We start from the raw sequence: 23,523 nt of genomic DNA on the forward strand, positions 1-23,523 counted from the left end.
AGCGGCCGTCAGCCAGTTATTCGGCCACCACGACCGAACAAGCAGCGAAGGCCGGCTTGAAGCAGGCTGCCCCGTATGGAACATGGCGGGCTGCCGTCTACAGGGAGCGCCCTGCAACCCAGTTGGGCTCAAAATGCGGGGAGGTGGCCAGTGGTCCCCGAACCAACCCCAAGCCCTGATTCGGCAGGTGCTCATGCGCTCCTGATGAGCTTGTCTTCCTGCCCATCCTTGGCGTGCCCGACCGATTCAAACGGCTCGGTCAAAATTCCGCTGTGACATGAACCACCCCCCACTCGGGCGGCGACGCGCACTCATGGAGGCGCATGTACCGCTCTCGAAACGGCAGCCGCTTCAACGAGTGCACAGCAGAAGACAAGGCCCGGATCCCCCCAGCCATCAGCGGGGGAATCCGGGCCTTGTGCTCGTCGCGATAACTGTAAGCCGGGCATCAGCGCCGTAGGACCGGCTTCGGCAGCAGCGTACTCAGCAGCTGCGCCGTCTCCGCCTCCATATCCGCTCCCCCGCCGAGTCCCTCGTTGATCCGGGCCAAGCGCGCGGCGGCTTCACGCAGAGCGTCCACGTCTCCGGCCCCGTGATGGGCCAGGAAGACCTGCCGGTGCAGGAGTTCGTTTTCCTCGGCAGCGAGGAGGCCCTGGTGCGCGGCCCAGAGCGCTCCAGCGTAGTCGGCGGCCTCTCGGCGGCGGGTGGACAGCTCGTAGGCGACATCAGCGATGGCCGACACCATCTCCTGGACGGCTGGTTCGGCCCAGGCGTAGCGCTGGGGGTCGATGGCGGCGAAGGGGCGGCCGCGGACGAGTGCGAGGGCCCGGCGCAGGGCGAGTTCGCCGTCCTCGTCGTGGCGGGCGAGGCCAGTGCGGGCGAGGTTCTGGAAGGTGCGCCAGTCGCAGGTGACGGCCGGGGCGAGGCGGTAGCGGCTGTCGCCGGTGTCCTGGACCCGCGGGAAGTAGGCGTCGCCGTCGGCGTTCTTGCCGAGCCAGGAGCGGGTGCGGGAGATGACGGCGTTGCGCATCTGCTTGTTGACGAGGCGGCCGGGCCAGAGAGCGTCGTCGACGGCGTGGTGGTCGGCGCCTGGGTTGAGCGCGAGGTAGGAAACGAGCTCGACGGCGGCGCTCTGGCGGTTGGAATCGATGCGGCCCGCGGCGCCTTCGATGACCACGCGCCCGAGCAGCAGCACAGCCGGCGGGGTGTCGTGTGCTGCCTCGACGTCGTCGGCAGCGGGAGTCGGGCCAGGAACCGCGACCGGAAGCGGACTGTCGGTCACACTGATAGCCGACGTGGGGGCCGGCTGCTTCGTCAGGACAGGAGCGTCTGCGGCCGGTTCGGGCGCGGAAGCGGGTGGTGTGCTCGCAGGCAGGGGTGCGGCCGGGGGGTTGAAAATGTCTGCCAGGGTGGGACCGCTGGTGCCACCCTCTGCCGGTTCTGCGGGTTCCTCGTCCGTCGGGGTAACGGGCGGGACGGGAGCCTCTCCAGTCCCGTCGGTGGCGGCCGCGTTCTCGGTCTCCGTGGCCTCCAGCTCATCCCGCTCGATGTCGGCGTACTCGGCGGGCATGCCGTCCTCGTCGGCACCGGATACCGGCCCCAGATCCGGGTCGGGCGCCTCCCCGTCGTCCTCGGGCTCTTCCCCGTCGCCGTCGCTCGTCTCCAGGTCGTGCGAGAAATCGCCCTGGCCCGGCTTCTGCTGGTCATCGGGTTCCTCGCCCAGGTCGAGGACGTCGTCCAGCCACTCGTCGCGGGCGGGCACGTCGGTGGTGCTGGAGGACAGGGTGAGCAGCTCGATCGCGTCGGCGAAGTGGTGGTCGGACAGGCCTTGGAGCCTGACGGGCAAGCCGGAGCCGGGAAGGACGATGGCTTCGTCCGGTCCCGCGCAGTGGAGAGTCCATCCGTCGGTCGGGGCAACGGCGGCGCCACCGCTCGACGTCACCACCGCACCGGCCACCCGAGGTTCGACCGTCATCAGGTCGAACAGCTCCTCGGTCTCGGTCGTCTCTGGCAGGTCGGTCGCGAGCAGGATGTGGGGCGTCCACGACCCGCCTGCATCCTCGTTCAGGCGGGCCGCGCGGAGGCTGGGCGCGCCGAGGGCGCTCAGGGCGCGGCGTTGGTCGCTGCCGTGGCTGGTCAGCTCGGTGAGGGCTTCGGTGAGAGTCTCCGTACGGGCGACGCGTTCGGGTGCCGCCTCGTCGAGTCCGGGAGCGGTGTCGGCCAGCGCGGTGATCTCCAAGTGTCCTGGCAGCGGTGTGCTGGCGAGCTCGACGGCGATGGCCTGCAGAACGTGGCGGGCGTGGTCGGCGTCGCCGTCCAGGTGGAGGACACCGACGTGCTCCAGGTCGACGAGGACCAGGCGGCCGGAACCGTCCCAGCCCAGGGAGACCAGGGCCGGGTAGGGGGCGTCGGCGCCCTGGAGCGCATCGTGGTGGGCGAGGTCCGGGCTGGAGGCGGGGCAGGTCCACAGGTCGGTGCGGCCGGCCGTGCCCGAGAACGGCTTCATCGGCGGGGTGTCCTGGTCGAGGTGGAGCTCGACCTTGTGCTCGTGGAGGACGACGGCGGTGATCACGGGCAAGTCGCGGTCGGCGGCGGCGAGGTTGAGGGCCAGCGTGCGCAGGGTCGCGTCGAGCAGATCGAAGCCGGTGGGTTGCTGGACCGAGCGCAGGCCCTGCTCGGTGGCGGCGGCGGTGCCGGTGGGCATGGGGATGCGGCGGCCGGGCCGGCGCCGGCGCTGCTGGAGAACTCGGCGGGTGGCGAGCGTGCCGATGAGGGCGGCGGCCAGAGCACCGGCTCCCATCCACACGGCGGCGGGCGCCAGGTTTTCCTCGGCATCCTGCGCGGGGGTGTCCTTATTCTGCCCCGGTTGCGCGCTCGTGGGCGTGGGAGCGGGGGTGGTGGCCGCGGTGCTCGGCGCGGACGCTGCGGGCGCGGGCGGGGCGGGCTTCGAGGGTGCGGGCGTTGGTGGCGTGGGGGTGTTCTTGGCCGCGTCCGGCTTCGGGGGTGTCTTGGTGTCCGGGGCGGGGCGGGTGTCTGCTGTCGGCGCCGGGGCGGGGGCCGTCGGGAGGGTGAGTTCCTGGCCGGGCACGATCAGGTCGGGGTTGTCGAACGTGCCGCCACCGGGCAGGGGGTTGCCCTTGTTGGCTTCGAAGATCTTCGGCCAGTCGTCGGGGTCGCCGTGCTCGGCCGCGATACCCCACAGATTCTCTCCGGGCCGTACGACGTGCTCAGCCGGAGCGGGCGCGGGCTGAGCGGGCGCGGGCTGAGCGGCTGCAGGGGCGGGCTGCTCGGCTTGCTGCGTCGGCGGCGCCGTGTCGGGTGTGGCGTGGGTGGGTGCCGATGTCGGGGTGGCCGGCTTGGCGATGTTGGCATCGGCGGGGAGACGGATGACGGAGCCCCTGGGGAGGAACTGGTCGCCGGCCGCGAGCTGGGGGACGCTCGGGTTGAGGGCGGCAATGTCCTTCCATCGCGGGCCGCTGCCGAGGTATTGCTCGGCCAGGTCCCACGGGAGTTCGGAGTCGCCGGTGACCGTGTGGGTGGGCCAGGTGTCCTGCTGCGCCGCGGCCGCCGCCGCGGGGGCGGTCACCGTGCCGCTGGTGCCCGCGGTCTGGACGGCGGTCGCCGCGACGGCCGATCCGGTGGTCGCGGCCGAGGCCGCGGTCGGGGCGAGCAGCACGAGGCCGCCGATCAGGAGGCCGGCGAAGCCCTGCATTCCGCCGAGGCCTTTGATCCGTCGGGCTTTGCGGCCGCGGAGCATCGCGATGATCTCGACGAGGGCGGAGAAGGTGAAGAGTGCCCAGCCGATCCAGCCGATGGTCGTGAGGACCGTGAGGAAGAGCCGGCCGTCGTCCTGCCCGGTCAGCAGGTCCCACCCGCCGGTGAGTTCGGTGGGCTGGTGGCCGACGGTCAGCAGCACGAGGGGGATGCCGGCAATGAGGGCGGCCAGGACCGTGAGGCCGAGCAGGGCGCGGAGCAGGCGTACGGGGGTGCTCATCGGGTGGTCAGCCTCCGGCTTGGGTGTGCAGTCGGGCGTGTGCCGTGCCGGACACGCTGATCGTCGACCTACCCACGAACTGGGCGAAGAAAGTGGTGTAGGTGTCGCGGACGGTCACTTCGAGGCGCTGGCCGCCGTCGGTGACGGTCACGGAGCCCGAGACGTTCTGGGCGGCGAGGTAGTCCTGGGCTGCGGCGACGGCGGCGTCCGGGTCCACCGCGATCTCGGTGCCCTGGACGGCTGCGGGGACGTTGAGCTGCTGCCCGGCCGCGCGAGCGGCCTCCTGCGCGAGCCCGGTCGCGCGGTTAGTGGCATTCAGGGCGCCGCCGCCGTCGACGAGCAGTCCCATGATCATGATGATGCCGATGGCGCTCAGCGCGTAGAACGGTGACAGCGACCCCCGGTCCCCGCCATGGCGGATCCGGTCCCGCAGGCGGGAGACGCGGCGGGTCAGGGCGGTGATCACTGGCGGCCCCTGTAGGAGTCGATGGGGCTGGTCCACGATGCCCGGAGCGTGCGGGATCCGGGGAGCCCGGGCAGCCCGATCTCGCCGAGTGGAGCGGTGCAGGCGACGGTGACGCGGACGGTGGCTTCCTGGCCGATGTCCAGGCCGTACCCGGAGGTGTCGACCGAGACGCTGGAGGAGGCACAGTGGATGCCCTCGCCGTGGAGGCTGCGGGTCGCGGCCGCCGAGCCGGACGCCTGCGCTGCGCCGGCCTCGCGTTCGAGGGAGGCGGCGCGGGCTGCCGCGCGGGCGGCGCCGTCCACGGCCCCGGAGGCGTCGGTGATCCGGCCGAACGCGATCATCAGCAGCATGAGGGCAATGATGGCCGGGGCGAGGATGACGGTCTCAACGCTGTAGCTCCCACGGTCCTCGCGCCAGTTGATGCGCCTGGTCTGCCTCACTGGGCCGCCACCCAACGCTCGACGGGAGCCTCAGCGCTTTGGACGACGTCCAACTCGAATCCGGGGACCAGAGTTGCCACGGTGCCGCGGACGGTGATGCGGATCTGTTCCGGGCCACTCCCCTCGGCGGAGACGGTCGCGCCTCGGACGGTGCCGTACTTCGCGAGGAGGTCCTGGGCCTGGGCGACGCCGTCGCCGGGGCCGGCGCCGAGCTGGCGTCCGGCCTCGACTCCCTGAGTGGCTGCGGAGCGGGCGACGGAGCGGGCATGGAAGTACATGCCGGTCTGGAGCGCGGCGAAGACCAGGAACAGCACGACGACGGCGAGAACGGCCAGCTCGACGCTGCCCGAGCCACGGTCGCCCTCGTCCCGCAGGCGTGCCCGTAGGCGCCGCCACCGGATGCCGGCCTGGTCTTTCACGCCGCTTCCTTCCGCTTGATGGTGAGCTACTTGCCGCTGATGAGCGGGATCTTGGCGTCGGTGAACGTCTTGATCGCGGCGACGACCGCGATGGCGATGGCGATCACGACGCCAGCGATGACGGCGAGCTCAGCCGAGGTCTGTCCGGCGTCGTCGGCGTTCTTCAGGCGCTCCCAGCGAGCGGCGAGCACGGTGGTCAGGGCGCGGATGTGCATGAGGGTCTCCTTGTGTGTGGGATCAGCCGTTGAACATGCTGACGATGGGCGGAAGGATCACGAAGACGAGCATGAGCAGCACGGCGAAGGTCACCGGCAGCACCATGGAGGTCGACGCTTCGTTGGCCTGGGCCTTGGCGTCGGAGAGGATCGCGACGCGCAGCTGGCGGGCTTGGGCCTGGAGGGTGGTGTAGACGGCGGCGCCGTCGCCTGCGAGGGCGAGGGTGTCGGCCGGGCGGGTCAGTTCGGGGATGTCGAGTTCCTCGCCGAGCTGCTTGAGGGCGTCCCAGACCGTGACGCCGGCGAGGTCGGCCTCGTAGAACGCCTGCCGCATTCGCTCGAAGATCCAGCCGTCGCCGACGCCGGCGGTGTCGGTCAGGGCTTGGGCGGCGCCGGAGTTGGCGATGCGGGCCAGGGCGACGCGGTCGAGGTAGGAGGCGGCGGCGTGCCGGACGACGAGCCGGGCGGCCGCGGCATCCTTCCTGACTTCCTGACCTGGCCACAGCCAGAACAGGGCGCCGAGGCCGAGGCCTGCGGCGGCGGGCATGACGAACGGAAGGCTCACCCCGAGCATCGACAGGAGCGCGCCGGCCAGCTGTGGCAGGACCAGCCCGTACAGCGCGAACAGGGCGCGCTTGCCGAGGTGCTCGGCGGGGCTGATGCGCAGGAGGTTGAGGTCCCGGACGGGCAAGGTGATCCGCTCGCCGAGCGCGGAAAGGAGGCGGGTGCCGACCTTCTCGGTCAGGGACCCGGTGCTGGTGGCTGTGATCCTGGGCTGGCGGGCGATGTGGTCGGCGTCGAGGCGGTCCATGACGGAGGCGACATCGGGCCGGGTCGGCCACAGTGCGCGGATCGCGAGGCCGGTGAAAGCTCCGGCGGCCGCGGCGGGAAGGACCGCTTCCATGGGGATCATCGAGCGGCTCCCGTCGCGGCGGCCGGCTCGGCCTGGGGCAGGGGGTTGAGGAGGCGGGGGTCCGGTTTGGAGGCGGCGGCCCGGCGCAGCCAGGAGAGCGTCCAGGCGAAGAGCGCGCCGAGGATGGCGAGGGCGATCTGTCCCATACCGCTCTGGTACCAGGCGGACCAGGCCTCGTTGAGCATGCAGCCGACGAAGACGATGCAGATCACGATCGAGACGATCCTGCTGGATTTGCGGATCTTGGCGCGGTCGGACTCGATGTCGCGGGCGTCGGCGGCTTGCTGGTGGATCGTCACCGCGAGCGCCTCCAGAGCGGTAGCCAGGCCGGGCCCCATGTTCGCCGCGTGCGACTGGAACAGCAGCGCGACGTGGTCCACGACTCCGTCGCCGAGCTCGTCGGCGAACAGGGCGAAGGCCTGCTTGGCGTCCATGCCGGAGCGCAGCCGCTCATCCAGCGCCCGGACGTTGGCGGCGATGGGTGCGGGGGCGTTGCGGGCGCTGGCGCGGATGGTCTGCACGAGGCTGATGCCCGCGGTGTGGATGCCGGCCAATCCGTTGAGCCACTGCCCGATCGCCTCCAGGCGCTCGATGCGCTGCTCGGCTGCGACTCCCGGGTTGAGGAGGAAGGGGAAGCCGAGGACAGCGGCGCCTGCAAGGATGCCGTGGACGGGCCACCCGGTCCATGCCCACACCGCGAGGACGGTGATCCCTGCGGTGGTCACCAGGGCGCGCCAGCGGCGTTGCCAGGCTTCGGGCAGGCCGGCCTTCGCCGCGCGGATCCGGCTGGTTCGCCGGGAGGCGGGCTTCGCGAGGTCCACGACGCGGCCGCGCCACTCGCGTGCGGCGACGAGACCGGCGAGGACCATGGCGAGGGCGCACAGCGCGGCTACCAGGGCGAGCTGCGAGGAGTTCACCGGGTCTCCTGGGTAGGTTCGGTCATCGGCTGTGAACCCACCAGAGGAGCAGGCCGTTGAGGCTCACGGCCAGTCCCACGATGGTGGCGGCGATGTGCGCCATTTCGCGGGTCAAGGAGCCTCCCGTTCATCAGGTCGTTCATCGGTTTTTCACCATCTGCAGGGCTGGGCCCCAGGCACCCTCGGGGTTCTGGGTCAGCCACCGGCGGTCGAACGTGCCGGTGCGCTCCAGGACGTCGATGAACGACGGCATGTTGCGGTATACGGCGCGCGGTTCCTCGCCGTGCGGGGCGAAGAGTTCGCTGGTGGTGGGGCGGCCCCCTTCGCCGACGACGTCGTGGACCTCGTAGATGTGGGAGACGAAGCGGTGCTTGCGTCCGCCGATCGCGGTCTCGTCGAGGTAGGTGAGGTAGACGACCACGTCGATCGCACTCGCGATCAAGTGGTTGGCGGCCTCGGTCTGCATGCCGGCCTCCGTGCACAGCTGCACGAGGCGGGAGATGATCGCGTGCGGCCGGCGCACGTGCAGGGTGCACATCGAGCCGGAGCCGCCTGCGGACATCGCCTGGAGCATGGGCAGGACCTCGGTGGAGCGGACCTCACCGACGATCACCCTGTGCACGTTGTAGCGCAGGGCGGTGGGGAAGATGTCGCCGATGGTGACCTCGCCCGACGCGTTGCCGCCGCGGACCTCGCCGTTGGACTGGCGGGCCTCGAATGCGAAGCAGAGCGGGCCCGGCTTGCCTTCCGGGCCGGGCTCGTCGAGGTAGAGCTCGCGGTCGGACTCCAGGGTGGCGATGCGCTCCCCCGGCGGGATCTCCCGTCCCAGGGCGCGCAGCAGGGAGGTCTTGCCGGCTCCCATGTCGCCGACGACCAGGATGTTGAGTTTCGCCTGGACACAGGCCAGGAGGAAGACTCTCAGGAGCGGGTTGAGCGAGCCCCAGCGGATGAGTTCGTCGATGCCGTGCTGGCGGATTCGGTGTTTTCGGATGACGACCGACGGGCGGGTGGTGAGCAGGCTCGCGGTGACGCGGGATCCCTCGGGCATGCGGAAGCCGACGTTTGGGGTGGCCTGGGTCAGGGCGCGCTCGCCGTGTCCGGACAGGCCGGCCATGCGGTTGACCCAGGTGATCAGCTCCTCGTGCGAGTCGGCGACCCGCTCGATGGTGCGGCGGGGTCGGTCGTAGTACTCGATGTGCGCGCGGAGCCCGTCGACCATGACGTCCTCGACGCCGTCTTCGTCGAGCAGGCCCTGGAGGCGGCCGCCACGGAACATCGCGTCGAACACGGCCGCTCCGACGGCGTGTTCTTCGGCTGCTGTCAGGGCGGTATTGCCGTGGGCGTACTTCGAGGCCCACCGCGCGACGGCCTTCGTGACCATGGAGCGGGCCTGGGCCCGGCGGTCGTTTTCTTCGAGCAGGCGGCTGGGGTCGTGCGCGGACAGCTCGGCGGACACCTCGGCCTGGAGTGCCTCGATGACTTCCCAGCCCACCGGCAGCTGCCCGGGCAGCCCGGCCAACTTCGGTACAACGCCCGGGCCGGCGGCTGTCGCTGGTCGGGTGGGTGCGGGCAGAGCGGGCGCCGGTGCGGGCGGTGCTGCGGGCTGGGGGATCCGGGCCGTGCTGATGCGGCCGGTGAGCAGGCCCGCGATGTCGGCGGGGCCGTGCCCGGTCGGGCCTTCGGGGCGCTGCTGTGTATCAGACACGGGGGTCCACCCGTCCCTGGTTCAGGCGCTGGAGTACCCCGGCGAGCTGCGGGGCGGCCGGGGCCGGGAGAGCGGGCGGGTACTTCTGGTGCAGCGCGCGTCGAGAGGCGGCCGCCTGCAGGTGGCCAAGCGCCGTGCGGGCGGAGCTCAAGAGCGGCGACTTCTTCAGCTTCCGCGGGGCGGGGGCGGTGCCGGCGAGGTAGGCGGCGGTGTCCGGCTCCCAGGGCAAAGCGGCCATGACTGGCAGGCCGACCGCTTCGGAGGCCTCGTGGGCGCGGCGAGGGCCGTCCTCGATGAGGAGGACACCCAGGGCGTCGGCTCCCGTGCCGCGGTCGGTGAGCTCGTTGCGCAGTGGTTCGGCCATGTGCCGGGCCAGGGTGAGGGACTGATCGGTGGCGCGTACGACGAGCAGGACCAGGTCGGCTCCGTGGAGGAGCGGTGCGGGGGTGAGGGTGGGGTGGAGGTGGCCGGACTCCAGGGCCAGGCGGCCGGCGTCGATGACGACGTCGTAGCCGCCTTCGTCCGACAGCACCCGCATCACCTGGGCCAGGGCAGGCCAAGTGCGTGCCAGAGCAGGGGCCTGGGCGGGGTCGGTCAGGCCGGGCAGAACCTGGCGGTGGCCGGAGGCGTCGAGACTGACGAGGTGGCTCGCGAAGGCCTGGGCGAGCGCGTCTTCACCGGCGCGTTCGGCGATGGCGAGGTGGTAAAGGCCGGTCCCGGCGGTGATCTGGGCCTGGAACAGGCCTGCCCTTATGGTGCCGCCGGCCGGGTCGCATTCGGCGAGCAGCGAGGGCCGCGTCGAGGACAGCGCCATCGCGAGGGCGGTGGTGGTGACGCCGCACGACTTCGCGCTCACCAGCGCGGTGACGGTCACGATCCGCTCCGGACATCGCGGACCAGGGCGACCCGGCCGGCTGAGGCGCGGGTGGCCAGGAGCGGGCCGTCCGACGGTGCGACTGCGAGATTGACGACGACGGCGCCGGAGGCGTCGGGCCGGCTGACGGAGACGACGACCGCCTTGACCGACGTCGGCGGGGCCTCTGCGCTGTCCTTGCCGCTGGGCTGCTCGCCTTGGGCGGGGACGGTGACGGCGAGGACCTTGTCGCCGGGGACGAGGGCGCCGGCGGGGGCCTGGCCGCGCTTGACCTGGACACCGACCTGTTGCCTGTCGTCGCCGAGGCCGGTGCCGGGCTGGAGTTGGGCGGCGACGAGGAGGCTGCCCTTGCGCAGGTCGACGGCGGGGCGCTTGCCGACGACGATGGAGCGGTCGGTGGCGGGCATCGGGGTCAGGGCCGCGTCGGCCGATACCTCCGCGACGATGATGTCCGCGTCGGTCAGCGGCTGGCCGGCCGGGACGTCGTTGGCGATGGCCAGGACTTTCGTACGGTCGCCGACCGCGGACACGGCGGCGGCCGCGCCGAGGGCGGCCGCTACGGCAAGCACGGTGCTGAGTGCGGCTGCGGCATAGCGGCGCTGCTTCCGTACGGGGGCCGCGGTGGTGATGGGGAGATCGGTGCGCGGGCCGGCTGGACGCGGCAGCGGCGGGGCGGCGGGGGATTCCATTCGGGTACTGCCTCTCGGGGATGTGCAAGCGCGCGATGCTAGTTGAGGACCTGGACCTCGGCGACGATGATGTCCACGTCGCTGGTACGGACCTCGGTCAGCTGGCCGGCCTGGGCGCCGCCATTGACCTGCCAGTCGATCGACCAGGTGGATGTCGCGGTGACGTGGTACTTCCCGGAACCGGTGGTGGACGACGGCTTGGCGTACCGGTGCCCGCAGTCCGGAGACGGCGTCTTGCCGTACTCCGCTTTGTAGGGGGTGCCGGCAGAGGTACAGATGACTGACTTCCCGTCGCCCATACTCCATACGATCTTGCTGACTTTTGCTGTCGCGGTCACCGTGACACCGCCTGCGGATGCCGACGCCACGTTGGGTCCGTACGTTTCGGGGCCGGTGGCGGTCCACATGTAGACGGGCATGCCAACGACGCCCGTGCCACCGGGTTTCGGAGTGATGCCGATCTCAGGGGCTCGGAGGAGCATCTTGTCGACAGCCTGCTGGGCCAGAACCGCGGGGTCCACGGTTGCGGCGACGGGTGGTGTCGCCGCCCAGACTCTCCGGACGTTGGTCAGGGGGTTCTCTGAGGGAGTCCAGGTGCAGGATTCCGTGTATACGCCGCCATCACCGGGCTGGTGCCCCTCCCAGTCCAAACTGCCGGCCGGGGGCTGGGGGTCAGTGAGTTCGTAGGTGCAGTCCCAGTGTGCTGCGGTTTCGCCCTGGCCTCCGCCTTGGCCGCCCCCACCACCTCCGCCGCTGCCACCAGGCTTCGGGGCGGGTCGTTCACCCGGAACGTCGACTTCGACACAGGTGAACATGCCGCAGGGGCCGGTTCCCGTCGTGGGGGGCGGCGGGCTCGCGTAGGCAGGTGAGGGGAATGCGAGGAGGGTCAAAGCGGCGCAGGAAAGCACTCGGCGCGTCGTCAGCATGGCTGCCCCTTGGGCTCGTCTCTGACCACGCGCCAACCTTCCGGCCAGCGCTCGACAGTGGTGACGATGACGTACTTGGTGAGGCGGGTTGACGGAAATACCGCTGGCTTCTTGGTGGTGGCGTCCACGACCTGCCACTTCGAGATGTCCAGGCAGCTGGAAAGCGTCGCGCTGGGAACCTGGCGATCCAGGTCGATGGCGGTGACTGTTGTACCGGCGACTGTGACGCTTCCTGTGTGCACGAGGCCCTTAGCGTGGGTGTTCTTTGCATCGGCCTGCGAGCTGTCCAAAGCTGTGGATGCCGCGTATTGAGCCACATTCGCGCTCTTGCCTGAAGGGTCCGCGTAGAGCTTCTCCAGCTCGCCCCAGTACATCGCGTAGGTCTTGGTCGCGTCGGCTTTAGCCTTCTCCGTCGGATCCTGCGTGCTGCTTGAAACCGTTGGGGTAGGTGCTGCCTCAGTCTTCTTGTCATCGGTCCCGGCAGATGAGGTACATGCCGAGGTCAGCACCGTGCAGGCAGCGAGAAGCAGGGGGATGCTCAGGCTGGAGGCCCGTCCGGACTGTCGACTCAGATCAGATCGTGCCATGGGTATCGCTGCCTCCCCGTAGTACAGAAAGCGGTCGACTGTCGCAGGCGCATTGGCGCTGCCGCCGACGGCGCAAAAACCTCAACCGTCACGATCGACCGGACTGTTCCCATACGTTACGCAGAGATGGCCAACATCGAAAGCCGATAGTGCAGTTCAGGGCCGTGCGCGAGGACAAACCACCACGTTCTCGCACCTTGGCGTGACTACCTCGGACCTGAGTCCGATGGGTGCCGCCGATCCAAGCCGAGCAGCGTCTGTCTGACGCCGCTGATGACCCCGGGCATGTATTGATCTGCCCTTACGATTTACGCCAAAGGATTGGCTCGAACTGCAATCAGAATGACTGAAACTCTACGCAACCTACCGAGGTTCCTCTGGTTGTCAGCGCCCTGCCTCCGCATTGGTACGGGCCATTCCTAGAAGGACAGGAGTACGCACCACGTCATTCATTGATGCCGCTATCGCGCGCCGGCCAATGCGGCACGATGGGGCCGCTGCCGAAGCAATCGATCATTGAGGTCCCTCCCAGGCCCTGGCGCCAACCCGAGTCCGGGACCACACCCCGGCGTACGGGTGAGGGGCACCTCCGCCGGACTTCGGTCTCAGCCAGGTTGGTCGTTGGAGCGCAGCAGCCGACCCGGCGACAGACGAATGCGTGGTCGGGCTGTTCCTCAGCTCCAGGCGCGGTCGGGTCCTGGGTCGTGCTGTACGGGATCGCAGCATCGACGTATGCTGGTACCAATCTGCAGTTCAGGCAGAAGAAGGCCCTCACCACAAGGTGAGGGCCTTCTTCCATTGGCGCTGGCTAGGCAACGCTGCGGAGCTTGGGGGTCCCCTGCGAGGGGGGCACCGTCTGATACTCAGGCAGCTTGAGGGGCAAGAGCCTGCCCGCGCGCATGTCCTCCAGGGCTTGCGCAAAAGCCTCGTCCATGGCTTCTGCGCTCTCGTATCGCCCGGCGAGCGGGTGCAGGCTGTAGCTGTTGGCGCGTCGGCTGCGCTCACTGGGTGTACGCAGCACCACGTTCAGCTCGAACAGCGGATCAAGAAGCTTGCTCACGGCAGCCGGGCTGACTTTGTACTCGGCCGACATCGCCTGCTGCGAGGGCAAGTTGCCCGTGCCCATCTCACTGCGGAAGACGAGGTAGGACAGGAACTTCACCGCGGCCGCCCCGATCGGAAGCGCCCAGATGCGTTCAGTCACGAGTGGGGACATCACAGGCTTGGGCATCAGGTGGGATCTCCTTGGTCGTGTCGTCGCGGTATACAGGCGCCCGTCACCCTGTCGCTCCTCTGGCGGGCGATTCCTCGAAGTCAAGCATCTGCTGGCCCGGCAGGTTCTTCGGGCCGACCTTGTGGGGGAAGTCTGTGGTCTCATCCCCGTGGTCGGAGGCGATCTCCTCCAGAACGGTCTTCTGCTCGCCGCTGTTGCCGGAGAACCAGAGCGTCACGTTCAGTCGGATGCGACCGTAGCCGGCACTCTCCAACCAGCCCCACTCGATGAGCGTCTTGACGGCCTTGTTGACGGTCGGACGCGTGATCCTCTTCGCGCCGGGCATGTCGGTCAGCAACTCATTGAGGCCATCGGTGATCTGTTGCTGCGTGTACGAGGCGATGCCGGTGCCCTTCTTCTGTCCGCCGGCGACGAACAGGAAGACCGCGGCTCGGGATCGAGAGAGGACTCCGGCCACAAGCAGCTTGGCCATCCACTGGGCGAACCAATTGGAGGTGATGCTGTAGCCGATCTCGCCGGCCATGGTGTGGATGCTGCGAGGGTCGGTGTCGCTGTAGTCGATGTGGATCTGGACCTTGGGTCCTCCACGGGTCGCCCTGCGCCCGGTGGGTGCGGGGGCGACGTTCTGTGTGTGCCCGATGTGGCCGGCCAGCAGGCTGACGATGTCGTCAAGGACGCCGTCGCCGTTCTTGGGCCCCTCGGCGGGTGGGGTGTGGTTGGGCCGGCGCTGTGCTCGCGCCGGCGGTTCAGGCGTCACTGAGCCCTCCTCTGCTGTTCAGGCAGAGGGGAGCCTATCCCAAAAGTTTCCGTCAGCTTAAGTTTTGACGGCGCGTCGCCTGCGCAAGTTGCGGGCCGCGTCTGTGGAGTGGTGCCGAGACTTTCCAGCAGGGAAAGTTTCGGCGCCTCTCCGAAGCCAGAACTTTCCGGCAGGTTAAGTCTTGCGGGCCTTCCTTGACGGCGTTTACGCGAGGAGCCAACGATCCGCACCGAAACTTTCCTTCAGTGAAAGTTTCGGCGTGGTTCGGACCCGAAACTTGCTGTCAAGTTAAGTTTCGTGAGTTGCCGCGACACACATGCTCGATCCGAGTGGTCTCTCCGCAACTATCACCAGGCGGTTTCGAGGGCGCGTGCACCGCTCTGACCTGGGCGTTCCACACGGGCCACAGCTGGGCTTGCTGCTTTCCCTCAGGTTAAGTTTCGAAGGCAAGTGTCATCGCTGGGTTAACAGATTCGACCCCCAAGTGTGTCGGCCAGACACGCCAGATGAGGAGAAGCTGCAGGTCAGCGAGGTGCAGATTCGGCGCTCTCTTTATTTAGAGACAGCAACCAGCAGGCCAGTCGTCACTTCACAGCTCCCGGTGACAGCCCTGGTGACGGTGCTCCAGGCGTCCGCTCCCCCACCAGGTCCTCCGGGCCGTATGACTGACCACGACATTGCTACCCCCTCAGCCCGGTTCGAGCCTGCACCACCGAATGCGCGCCCCTGTGGCGAGTTCCTTGAACGACTACGATCAGGGGCCACCTGCACCACCTCGGACCCCAGCCACGCCACCAAAGGAACGACACGCTCATCAGCCACATGGTTCGCTCTCGTTCTCACCGTCCCGCAGGTCCACAGCTCCGCGTGGGCCCGACACGCCCCCTAGGGCGGGGCGGGAACATGCCGAGCCGGGGGTTCGGGGGCTGCCCCCGAAGACACCAGCCAGCGAACTTCCAGTGGACAAGTTGATGCTTAAGCCACGGGGCGCTCGCACCCTGGTCCGCACTTGTGACACGGCTGCGACCCCGATCCCTCGTTTCTGTACCCGCAGGACTAGGCAGCGCGTGCAAGAGGACCTGAGATCCATGCGTCAACAGGTTCAGTAACCCCTCCCAGTACCGGGGTGAAGACTTTCTCGAACGGACCGTGGGTCCGCAGTTGCTCAAGGGTGGTCACACCGGCCCGGAGCGGGGTGGACGAGAGTGCGGGATCGCTGGCAGCGAGGCTCCGCAGATCAGCGATGCGGCGGGCAAGACGCTCTTCGGAGGCACCGGTCAGTACGAGCAAGAGCCGAGGGAACGCCGGGTATCGGTAGCGCCAGGCCGGCATCCCGGCCTGGCGCCGGGGCCCGCGGTTGCTCTTGCCCGTCTGAGGCTGGGGCGCGTACTCGTGGTAGGCGGCGTACGCGTGCAGTTTCTGGGCGAGGCGGGCGATCGTCATCTGGGTGCGGTCGATCTCGACGAAGAACGTGAGCAGGGTGCGCTGTTTGCCAGCGGTGTGGACGTAGCTGAGGACGGCGTCGGGGATGAGGCAGAGCTCCTCTCCCGGCCGGGAGTCGTCGCGGTAGTAGTGGGCGACCTCGGGTGACCAGTCCAGGGGACCGCATTCGTGGCCGAGGCGGCGCGCGTGTTCTACGAAGGCGGCTCCGGTCTCGACGACGGCAAGGGTGTGCTCCTGGAGGGGGCCCAGTGCTGCCTCGGGGCTCATCCGGTAGGCGCGGGGCTGGAGCAGGCCGACGGCTTCGACGGCTTGGGCTCCCTTCTCGGTGAGCCACCACAGGAGTTCGGTCTGGCCGGTGCTGCGCCGGCCTACAGCCTCGGCGAAGCCGGCTTCGCGGAGGGTGTGGAGTTGGCGGCGCAGGTACTCGGTGCGGGTGTGATGCGGGGTGACGAGCCGGTGGAGTTGGCGGGTGGAGACCAGGCGGTGTGCGTAGAGGACCTGAGCAGCCTGCTGGGCGACCTGGCCAAGCCCGGTGGGGGTGGACTGCGGGTAGGGCATGAGTATTTCCGTTCTAGTCGGTGACACTGGTGGGGTCGCCGGAGCTGGGGCCGCCGAGGCGTCGGCCGGTGTGGTGGGTGAGGACGACGGCGTCGAGCTCCTCCAGGTCGGCGAGGATGTCGCCGAGCGGGCGGCGGTTGAGGTTGCTGTCGATCGCCTGGTCGAGGACGGGGACGCCGGCCGGGTTGTCGTAGTGCGCGAAGATCTCGTCGACGGGCAGGCCGCGAACCCGGAAAGGCGTGGTCCGGGCGCCGTGTAGGTTCACGGACATCACGTAGTGGTACTTCGGGAGTTCGGTGATCGTCTCCGCACTGACGTGCCCGTTCCAGCGCTTCGCGACGAACGCGGCCTCGTCGTAGTCCGCGGCGCAGGTGCTCAACCAGCTCTGGTTCTGTAGCAGGGCCTGGCGGGTGATGGCGGAAAGACGCAGTGCCATCTGCGTCATGCCGATGAAGCGCACCTCGTACTTCCGCAGCTGCTCGGCGATGGCGGCGAGGAAGCCCTTACTGCTGCTGTCGAGCGCGGTGAGCTCATCGCCCCAGGCCCAGAAGGTGCTGCGCTGCTCGCGCGGGGTGTCCTGTCGGGAGAGGCCAGCTCGGTGCAGGTCGTGGATGAGCAGGCAGCTGACGAGGGCGTCGCTCTCGCTGCCGGACGGGCAGACGAAGACGATCTTGCCGGTGTCCATGGCGTGCCGGACGTCGTACGCGGAGCGCGGGCTGCCGAAGAAGCCCTGAAGGCTTTGGCTGGTGTCGAGGCGGTCGATGGCGTAGGTGACGGTCGGCACCGCGTCCGGGCCGAGCTTGGGGAAGGTCGTCTCCCAGTACGCGCGGACACGGGCCGGGAGTTTGGGTAGGAGTTGCTCGCGCCAGTCCTCGTCGGTGAGCCAGGTGCGCAGCTGGAAGAGCGTGCACTGCGCCTCCGGCCTGTTGACCTGGACGGCTTGGAGGTTGAGCAGGGCCAGGGCTTGGGACGCGCGGGCCAGGATGGTCCGGGCGCGGGGTGCGTTGTCGCCCCAGTCCTGCGCGGCGGCGATGCCCTCGGTGACGGAGCGGACGATGTCCTGGACGTCGGAGAGGTTGCGGCCCTCCATCGACAGAGGGTTCCACGAGACGACGGGCTGGTCCGGGTCGGCCTTGGCCAAGTTGATTTCCCAGAGCCGGTCCATGATTTCCGGGTGCGCTAGATACGGCTTCGCCCTCATCCAGCCCTCGCCGTGTGGGTCGAGGAACCACGTGCCGTAGCCGGAGTGCGCCATCGCGATGCACTGCACGAGGGCTTCCTCGGTTTTGCCGTGGCCGGCCTTGCCGAGCTGGAGGCCGAAGAGGAGGTCCTCGACCCGGGCGGCGGCGATCCGTTCGCGGCCGTCCGGGTAGACCACGGCGCCGAGCGGGACCAGGTCGTGCTGCCCGGTGTAGACGGGGAGGTCGGCCGGGGCCGGCGGGACCAGGCCGCCGGTCCTGACCACGCTGGAGGCGGTGCACTTCACCGTCGGCGGCTTCAGCCAGCCGGCCAGCTCCGGCACCGTCAGCCACTGCCGGCGACGCGGCGCGAACTCCCCGCTCGCGAACCGGCGCTCGAACCGGCCAATCGCCCACCGTCGGGGCCGGTGGGCCTTGAGGTAGTTCTCCCCCGAGGTCATCGACAGCGCGGCGATCAACTGGTGCATCCGCGCCAGTGCCAGCTGCGGGTGAGCGGCCTCGGTACGCAACAGGATCTGCACGGCGAACACCGCACCTGCGGCGGGTTCGAGCTTGCCGACACCGTCGCGCAGGTCGGTCTGACGCGGGACCCGCTCGGAGCGGGTGGAAGCGCCGGCGCCACCGGACCAGGCGGAAGTCATCGAGCCCCAGAAGCCTCCTCCACCGAGGCCGCCGGTCAGACGCTCGCCGTACGCGGACGGGCCCCGGCGGGCGGCCCGTGCCATCAGGCGGCGCCTGCGGCGGGCCAGACGCTGCTCGGAGACCGGGACCAGGTCGAAGACCACCTCGGCCTTCTCCCCGTCCTCGGTGCGCACGGAGGCCATGGCCGCGGCCAGCTGCTGGAGCGGGTCGGGGCTCAGGCCGAGAGAGGCGAGGGCCTTGTGGTCGGGCAGGCCCAGGGCGAGTTCGGCGCGCTGGACGTAGCGGCGCGCGCCCGCCCGGAAGGGGGGTGCCTGCGCCGGCTTGGCGAGGGAGATGCCGGCGGTCACGGCGTTCCTCCCGGGCCATTGAAGTGGACGGGCCGGATGTCGGCTTGGCCGTGCTGGGTGCGGATCTCGACTTCTGCGAATCCGGGCATGTTCAGGATCGCGGCTGCGGCGGCCGGTCCTTCGAGGTAGCAGCGCATCTTGCCATCCACGGCGGTGTACTTCAGGCGCACCGCGGATCCGCGGGCCGGGACACCGTCGGCGGCATAGTGCACGCGCCCGAGCTGGTGGGCCCACCGGCCGACTTCCCCATCACGGGGGTCGAAGGTGGAGGTCGGGATCGCCTCGACCTGGACCCGATCGGCAAGAGCCTCCCGGACGAGCGCCGCGCGACGGATCGTCCACCACACCCAGACCGCCGCCCCGACAACGCCGAGGGCAACGAAGTATGGCGTGGCGGCGCGCAGGACGGACTGGAGCTGGCCGAGGAGCTCGACGACCGGCAGGTCCGGCAGATTCATGTCGGCCGGACCGACGTCGGCCGGGCCGGGGCGATGTGGTGCACGGTTCCTCCAGGATGGTGGGAAGAAGCCCTTCACCCGGAACAAGTAAGAATCGGCGGCCCGATCAGACACGGCACCCGAATGCTTTGCCAGCCCTTTACTGATCGAGTTGCTGTGGCCGGGCTGCAGACGAGCACCGGCCGTTCGCATCGACTGTGACGGCCGCGGTCAGGGCCTGGCGGACTGAATGGCTCCCTACAGGTTGTTCAAGGCCCGCTCGGCATGCGCGCGCACGCTGTCCCACGCCGCGGGGAAGTCACGGACGGAAAAGCTCAGCCCCAGTGCATGGTGGGCAGCGTCGAGTTCCGGCCCCGGCTTGGGGTGGACGGCAGCGTTTCGTACGACGCGGATCTGGTCCAGGACCTGTACGGCCTGGTGGACCACGCCGCGATCGAGCGCGGGCAACAGCAGCAGGCGCCCGCAGTACGACCACACGTCGTACACCGTCCCGACGCCGACCCAGTCCGGGCCGAGCATGAGTCGATGACCTCAGGAGCTGTGCCATACCTCTATTCGAGATTGGCATCAGAGCGCCGGAATTCCCCCAGCCCCCGAGCCCAGACCGCTGCTCTGCCGAGAATGCCGGAGGCCCCGGTCAACCCTCCTCCGCTTCCGTTCCCGTTCTGCAACGGCAGGTCGGCTCCGCCGCATTGGTTGAGGGGGCTGCCGACACTGGCTTATTGGATCAGGTCGGTATGCGTGTAGCACGTCGAGCAGATGTAGAGCTGCAGGTGGTTCCCGCCGGAGACCTGGATCCCCGGCGGGTTCGACACGTTGTCGGCGTCGAACTCGGCAATGTGCTGGTCCTCGTTCGGGCCCCAGCTTCTTCTGTAGTCGCGGCATTCGTCCGATGCGATGGTCAGCAGCGGGTTCATCGCGGCGCCGCAGTTTATGCAGAACCGGGAGATGGGATCGGTGAGGCCCCAAGGTGCCCATCCACCGACCTTCCAGCCGGGGGCCTCGGACAGCTCGTTCATGTAGAACTCTTGCGGAGCGGCCTCATAGCGATCGTCTATCTCGACTCCGGCCGCCTGCCACAGGCTCCAGTCGCTCAGCTGCTGCTGCAACCCCTCGCCCAACTCCAGAAAGTTGGGGTACTCGGTGACTTGCTCCGGTGCGAGCACGCACGGCTCCGGCGTGTAGCCGTACTGCGCCTCGGTCGGCTTGGGCGGCGAGGCGAGGACGTGGGTGACGTCGGCGGCGGTTCGCCAGAACAGCTCGGTCGTAGGCTTGTGCTCCGGCGGGTGCTCTGAGGGACACCACAGGACCTGGAGCAGATCGGTCCGTCCGGGCGGCCGCAGCAGGGGCACGTCGCGCGCGTACAGCTGGGCCACTGGCAGAAGGGGGGAAACTGGACCCTCGTGCCACTTGTCGCAGTACAGCCACGGCTGACTGGAGGGCCACAGCAGCGGCCCGCCGACCGAACTGTCGTATGGGGACGGAGAGCCGGGGCGGGGATGCAGCCGGGTCGTCGTGCGGGCCAGCGGGGCCAGCTGAGGGAAGGCCGCGGCCACGTCGAACGGCCGTGGTGGAGTGGTACGGGTGACGTTCACAGCGGCGATATTGCCAGCAGCCTCTGACAATCGGCGTGCGACAAGATCAGCCGCAGCATCGGCTACAACGGTGCAGTGGCAAGACATTGCGGGCTCCGACCTGTCCCCCGCAGAGGACAGGTTGGAGCTGCGGTTTATCTGGCCAGACTGACCAAACGGTGTCCGCGAGGTCCGCAACATCGATCCCCGCCGCCCGTCCACCCCTGCTGATGACCACCCCCGTGGCCGCTCGTCCGTTGAAGTGGTCCAGTGCGAACTGCCCCTGATCGCAGTGCGTCTAACAGATGATGAATACCTACAAGAAGGAGCCACATGCCCACGCCCGGTAACGGAATTTCCATCACCCACGAGTTGGGAACGCACGGTTGGTCGAACGAGGAGACTGCTGCGTACGAAGCCGCGATCGAAGCGGTGAACGGGCTGGTCGGCACGTACACCGCGGTGATCGTCGCCGAAGAGGCCAAGGCTCAGCCCAATCGCGAGGCGATCGACGCCGCTCTGGCCGCGCAGCAGCGCCTCGCTCGCGAACGTGAAGCGTTGCGCTCGACCGACCATCAGCAGATCGCCGAGGCGCGCGCCCGTTACGCCGCGCTGGCTCGCGAGGTAAGGGCCGGCCTTGACGCGACGCGCCCCGCACAAGGCGGCTACCGCCCAGAGGCCTTCGAAAACGTGCCGACCGCAACGGTGTACGACATCTTCGCGGAAACAGCCTCCCGGCTCATCGGCCTGCTCATGGCCCGTGCGCAGGCCGCATCAGAGGGAGAGCAGTCACAGCAGTGGCGCAGCCAGGCTCTTGCGGTGCGCGCGGCCGCCCGGCGGGTCCCGGCGCACGACCGCGGCGAACTGCTGAAGCACATTGCGCAGTGGCAGAGCGACATCGCCCGCCTGCAGAGCCAGTGAGCATGGCCCAGCCCAGCGACTACTTCCTCGACGACGACCAGCTCCGACTGGGCTCCCCGACAGGCCGATGACAGTTGAACAGGCGATCTCACCGAGACGTGCAGCAGTCAAACCGATTCTCGGTCCTACCGCGGATAGCCGATTTCGGAGATGTCCCGGGCCAGGTCCACCAAGGTGATCTCTGCGTTCAGCGACGATACGAGTTCCTGGTCCAGCGGTCGCAGGGCATACACATTGCTCACTGCTGTCAGGTCTACGGGGACCTCGTAGTAGTCCTCGGCGAAGCGCTGGAACGCTTCCGGAGAACAGTCGATCAGGAGGCTGAACAGTCCGGTCGTCCCATCAGGATCGGCACAGCCCTCGGGAAAGTCGATCGTCCCGTGGCGCCACTGATCGTCGGTCTTCCCCCGCCACAAGCAGGCTGTTGCGACGGGCACGCCGTCCTCGTCGGTGAACGCCGGCTCCTCCACGAAGGACCGAAAGGCCTCAGGGACATCGTCGATCACTCCCGGCCAAGGCTCGCCGTCGTTGCCATATGGGCTCATCGGCGCTTCGTGGCTGAAGCCGCGGACATAGACCCCCGCCGCCGAGAACACGATGGAGTACTCGTCTCCTGACCCGTTGCGCATCGAGGCCATCTCCTCGCCTGCAGCCCAACCGGCGTTGAAGGAGTAATACCGGCTTTCCCAGTCCGGGCTCAGGATCGCATCGAGCATCGCAAGCGAGCGGCTCAGGTCCCGCAGGTCGGCGATGGTGGGAAACTGGCGGGCTACGTCATAGACAGTCACGGGCTCATCCAACCGGATACCTCTGACATCAGCCCCGCCCCTGCCAGACATCACGGTCAGTAGCAGGCCCAGAGCCGGACGGGCCAACACGCGACAGTTGAATAGGCGAGCCCACCAGTCCCGAGGCCGTCGAGGTCCCTGGGTTCAGGGAAACCGAAGTCTGTTCAGCGGGAACTCCCGGGTCGGTCCGTGTGTATCAGCTGGGCGAATCCGTGGGTTCGGCGGGAACCGTGGGGTGGACTGCGAGGCGGCGGGCTTCGGCGGTGACCTCGGCATCGACCTGGGCCACGGTTCTATCCCCGTATTCGAGGGTGTCGTACTCGTCGTCGAGTTCAGCCAGGCGCTTGGTCAGGGGCAGCTCATGTCCGTGGCGCTGGTGAATCCGGAAGGTGAACTCCCGAGGCGTGAGCTCTCCGGCGAGCATGCGGCGTGCGAGGGATCGGGCGGCGGCTTCCTGGCCGGCTTCGCTGGCGACCGGATAGAAGGTGAGGCCGAGTTCGTCGAGTGCTTCGGGAAGCAGGTGGTGGACGTCGTAGTCCGCCTCGGCGCGCGTGCAGGCGGCGAGGATTCGAAGGCCGGGGGTGTCGAGTCCGGCGACGAGCGCATCGCAGGCGGCATTCACCACGTCGCTCGCGCGGATTTCCCCCATGCTCCAGAGGGCGGCATGGTCCTGGAGAGCGATTGCTGCTGCTTCGGTCGACGTCACACACCCATGATTCCCCTCACGGTGCGTCCGGGTCGAGCAGATTTCATCGAAGGTCCTGTTCGGCGGCCTGTTCCAGGAGGGCTCGTGCGGAGTCCGCTTAAAGAGCGTTTCATCCCGTCTGGGGTGTTTGGTAAGTCGCCCAATGCCAGGAGCATTCCGGGCAATCCCGGAGGCGTGTGAGGATCCGTCCATGGAGTGCGATGTGTGTGGACGTGCGATGTGGCGATGGCCGATGCTGCCGAGTCTGTGGGAAGAGGAGATCTGGTCCTGTTCCTGGTGCCACGCGGCGACCCATGTGGGTGGTGAGTGGTTCGAGGTCTTGCGGCCGCCGTATTTGCCCGTGGGGATGCGTTGGGAGCGGGCCGTTGCTGACGGCCTTTCCTCCGACGTCTCCCATGCTTTCGGTATCTTCGACAGGACGCTGTGCGGAATCCAGGTAGCCGGTATGTCGCCGTCGGACTACTGGTGGCTGCCGGAGCGGGAGAATGCCTGTGGCGGCTGCCAGGATGCGGCGGGTGTCATTGATGACCGCTGGCCGCAGGTGATGAGGGGCGAGGCCGCGCGGGTGAGTGTGGCCCGACGGCTATGAGTCCTGGGCGTTCCTCCACGACGAGGAGGTGATGAAGAACGGTTATGTGGGATGGACGTTCGGCGTTTGAGCTCCTCATCGTTGGGGCCCCGCAGACCGTGAATATCAACCACTACGGCCGCAAAGACGAAGGGGACGAGTAGAGACGTCGCCGGGGAGCGT

The 23,523-nt window shown here is 68.7% G+C and carries 23 protein-coding genes; 2 read left to right on the top strand and 21 right to left on the bottom strand.

Annotated features, from left to right (window positions below):
- Positions 1–448: 448 nt before the first annotated feature.
- From OHA84_RS37500 to OHA84_RS37590, 19 genes are all read right to left on the bottom strand, one after another.
- Positions 449–3,994: a LysM peptidoglycan-binding domain-containing protein gene (locus OHA84_RS37500; protein ID WP_266976344.1), complete on the bottom strand. Its 3,546-nt coding sequence runs from the start codon at positions 3,992–3,994 to the stop codon at positions 449–451.
- A gap of 7 nt (positions 3,995–4,001) precedes the next feature.
- Positions 4,002–4,460 (bottom strand): pilus assembly protein TadG-related protein, encoded by a 459-nt coding sequence (locus tag OHA84_RS37505; protein WP_266976342.1) that lies wholly within the window; start codon positions 4,458–4,460, stop codon positions 4,002–4,004.
- Positions 4,457–4,900 carry a TadE family protein gene (locus tag OHA84_RS37510; RefSeq protein WP_266976340.1) on the bottom strand — a complete coding sequence of 148 codons (444 nt, stop codon included), beginning with the start codon at positions 4,898–4,900 and terminating at the stop codon, positions 4,457–4,459. The genes OHA84_RS37505 and OHA84_RS37510 overlap by 4 nt, the downstream gene beginning before the upstream one ends.
- Entirely contained in the window at positions 4,897–5,319 is a 423-nt protein-coding gene (locus OHA84_RS37515; protein ID WP_266976338.1) for a TadE/TadG family type IV pilus assembly protein, read from the bottom strand. The genes OHA84_RS37510 and OHA84_RS37515 overlap by 4 nt, the downstream gene beginning before the upstream one ends.
- Positions 5,320–5,345: 26 nt before the next feature.
- On the bottom strand, positions 5,346–5,534 hold the full coding sequence (locus tag OHA84_RS37520) for a hypothetical protein (RefSeq protein ID WP_266976336.1): 189 nt from the start codon (positions 5,532–5,534) through the stop codon (positions 5,346–5,348).
- 22 nt (positions 5,535–5,556) lie between these two features.
- Positions 5,557–6,447, bottom strand: a complete 891-nt coding sequence (locus tag OHA84_RS37525) for a type II secretion system F family protein (protein ID WP_266976334.1) — start codon at positions 6,445–6,447, stop codon at positions 5,557–5,559.
- On the bottom strand, positions 6,444–7,364 hold the full coding sequence (locus tag OHA84_RS37530; RefSeq protein ID WP_266976332.1) for a type II secretion system F family protein: 921 nt from the start codon (positions 7,362–7,364) through the stop codon (positions 6,444–6,446). The genes OHA84_RS37525 and OHA84_RS37530 overlap by 4 nt, the downstream gene beginning before the upstream one ends.
- A gap of 139 nt (positions 7,365–7,503) precedes the next feature.
- Positions 7,504–9,069, bottom strand: coding sequence for a CpaF family protein (locus OHA84_RS37535; protein ID WP_266976330.1), 1,566 nt, complete (start codon positions 9,067–9,069; stop codon positions 7,504–7,506).
- Positions 9,062–9,943: a hypothetical protein gene (locus OHA84_RS37540; RefSeq protein WP_266976328.1), complete on the bottom strand. Its 882-nt coding sequence runs from the start codon at positions 9,941–9,943 to the stop codon at positions 9,062–9,064. Before OHA84_RS37540 ends, OHA84_RS37535 begins: the two co-directional genes overlap by 8 nt.
- A complete protein-coding gene (locus OHA84_RS37545; protein WP_266976326.1) occupies positions 9,940–10,632 on the bottom strand; it encodes an SAF domain-containing protein in 693 nt (230 codons plus the stop codon). Before OHA84_RS37545 ends, OHA84_RS37540 begins: the two co-directional genes overlap by 4 nt.
- Positions 10,633–10,670: 38 nt before the next feature.
- Entirely contained in the window at positions 10,671–10,931 is a 261-nt protein-coding gene (locus OHA84_RS37550) for a hypothetical protein (protein ID WP_266976325.1), read from the bottom strand.
- 620 nt (positions 10,932–11,551) lie between these two features.
- Positions 11,552–12,145 (bottom strand): hypothetical protein, encoded by a 594-nt coding sequence (locus tag OHA84_RS37555; RefSeq protein WP_266976323.1) that lies wholly within the window; start codon positions 12,143–12,145, stop codon positions 11,552–11,554.
- 808 nt (positions 12,146–12,953) lie between these two features.
- Entirely contained in the window at positions 12,954–13,376 is a 423-nt protein-coding gene (locus OHA84_RS37560; protein WP_266976321.1) for a hypothetical protein, read from the bottom strand.
- A 46-nt stretch (positions 13,377–13,422) separates the two neighbouring features.
- Entirely contained in the window at positions 13,423–14,136 is a 714-nt protein-coding gene (locus OHA84_RS37565) for a hypothetical protein (RefSeq protein WP_266976319.1), read from the bottom strand.
- A 1,056-nt stretch (positions 14,137–15,192) separates the two neighbouring features.
- Positions 15,193–16,137, bottom strand: coding sequence for a replication-relaxation family protein (locus OHA84_RS37570; protein WP_266976317.1), 945 nt, complete (start codon positions 16,135–16,137; stop codon positions 15,193–15,195).
- A 13-nt stretch (positions 16,138–16,150) separates the two neighbouring features.
- Positions 16,151–18,325, bottom strand: a complete 2,175-nt coding sequence (locus OHA84_RS37575; protein ID WP_266976315.1) for an ATP/GTP-binding protein — start codon at positions 18,323–18,325, stop codon at positions 16,151–16,153.
- A complete protein-coding gene (locus OHA84_RS37580; protein WP_266976313.1) occupies positions 18,322–18,975 on the bottom strand; it encodes a hypothetical protein in 654 nt (217 codons plus the stop codon). Before OHA84_RS37580 ends, OHA84_RS37575 begins: the two co-directional genes overlap by 4 nt.
- A 45-nt stretch (positions 18,976–19,020) precedes the next feature.
- The gene (locus OHA84_RS37585; RefSeq protein WP_266976312.1) at positions 19,021–19,302 is read right to left on the bottom strand and encodes a hypothetical protein; all 282 of its coding nucleotides are present in this window, start codon (positions 19,300–19,302) and stop codon (positions 19,021–19,023) included.
- 200 nt (positions 19,303–19,502) lie between these two features.
- Positions 19,503–20,378 carry a hypothetical protein gene (locus tag OHA84_RS37590; RefSeq protein ID WP_266976310.1) on the bottom strand — a complete coding sequence of 292 codons (876 nt, stop codon included), beginning with the start codon at positions 20,376–20,378 and terminating at the stop codon, positions 19,503–19,505.
- Between the two features lie 312 nt (positions 20,379–20,690).
- Here OHA84_RS37590 and OHA84_RS37595 point away from each other — a divergent pair, with 312 nt between their 5' ends.
- Positions 20,691–21,278 carry a hypothetical protein gene (locus tag OHA84_RS37595; protein WP_266976308.1) on the top strand — a complete coding sequence of 196 codons (588 nt, stop codon included), beginning with the start codon at positions 20,691–20,693 and terminating at the stop codon, positions 21,276–21,278.
- 125 nt (positions 21,279–21,403) lie between these two features.
- Here the strand turns inward: OHA84_RS37595 and OHA84_RS37600 are convergent, their stop codons facing one another.
- Together OHA84_RS37600 and OHA84_RS37605 are read right to left on the bottom strand one after the other, a co-directional pair.
- On the bottom strand, positions 21,404–22,066 hold the full coding sequence (locus tag OHA84_RS37600) for a hypothetical protein (protein ID WP_266976306.1): 663 nt from the start codon (positions 22,064–22,066) through the stop codon (positions 21,404–21,406).
- A 196-nt stretch (positions 22,067–22,262) separates the two neighbouring features.
- A complete protein-coding gene (locus OHA84_RS37605; protein WP_266976304.1) occupies positions 22,263–22,772 on the bottom strand; it encodes a hypothetical protein in 510 nt (169 codons plus the stop codon).
- Positions 22,773–22,962: 190 nt separating this feature from the next.
- On the opposite strand from OHA84_RS37605, the gene OHA84_RS37610 reads away from it, so the two are divergent.
- A complete protein-coding gene (locus OHA84_RS37610) occupies positions 22,963–23,361 on the top strand; it encodes a hypothetical protein (RefSeq protein ID WP_266976302.1) in 399 nt (132 codons plus the stop codon).
- The last annotated feature ends 162 nt before the right edge of the window (positions 23,362–23,523 follow it).

Source organism: Streptomyces sp. NBC_00513, from assembly GCF_041431415.1.
In the GTDB taxonomy this organism is placed as follows: Bacteria; Actinomycetota; Actinomycetes; order Streptomycetales; family Streptomycetaceae; genus Streptomyces.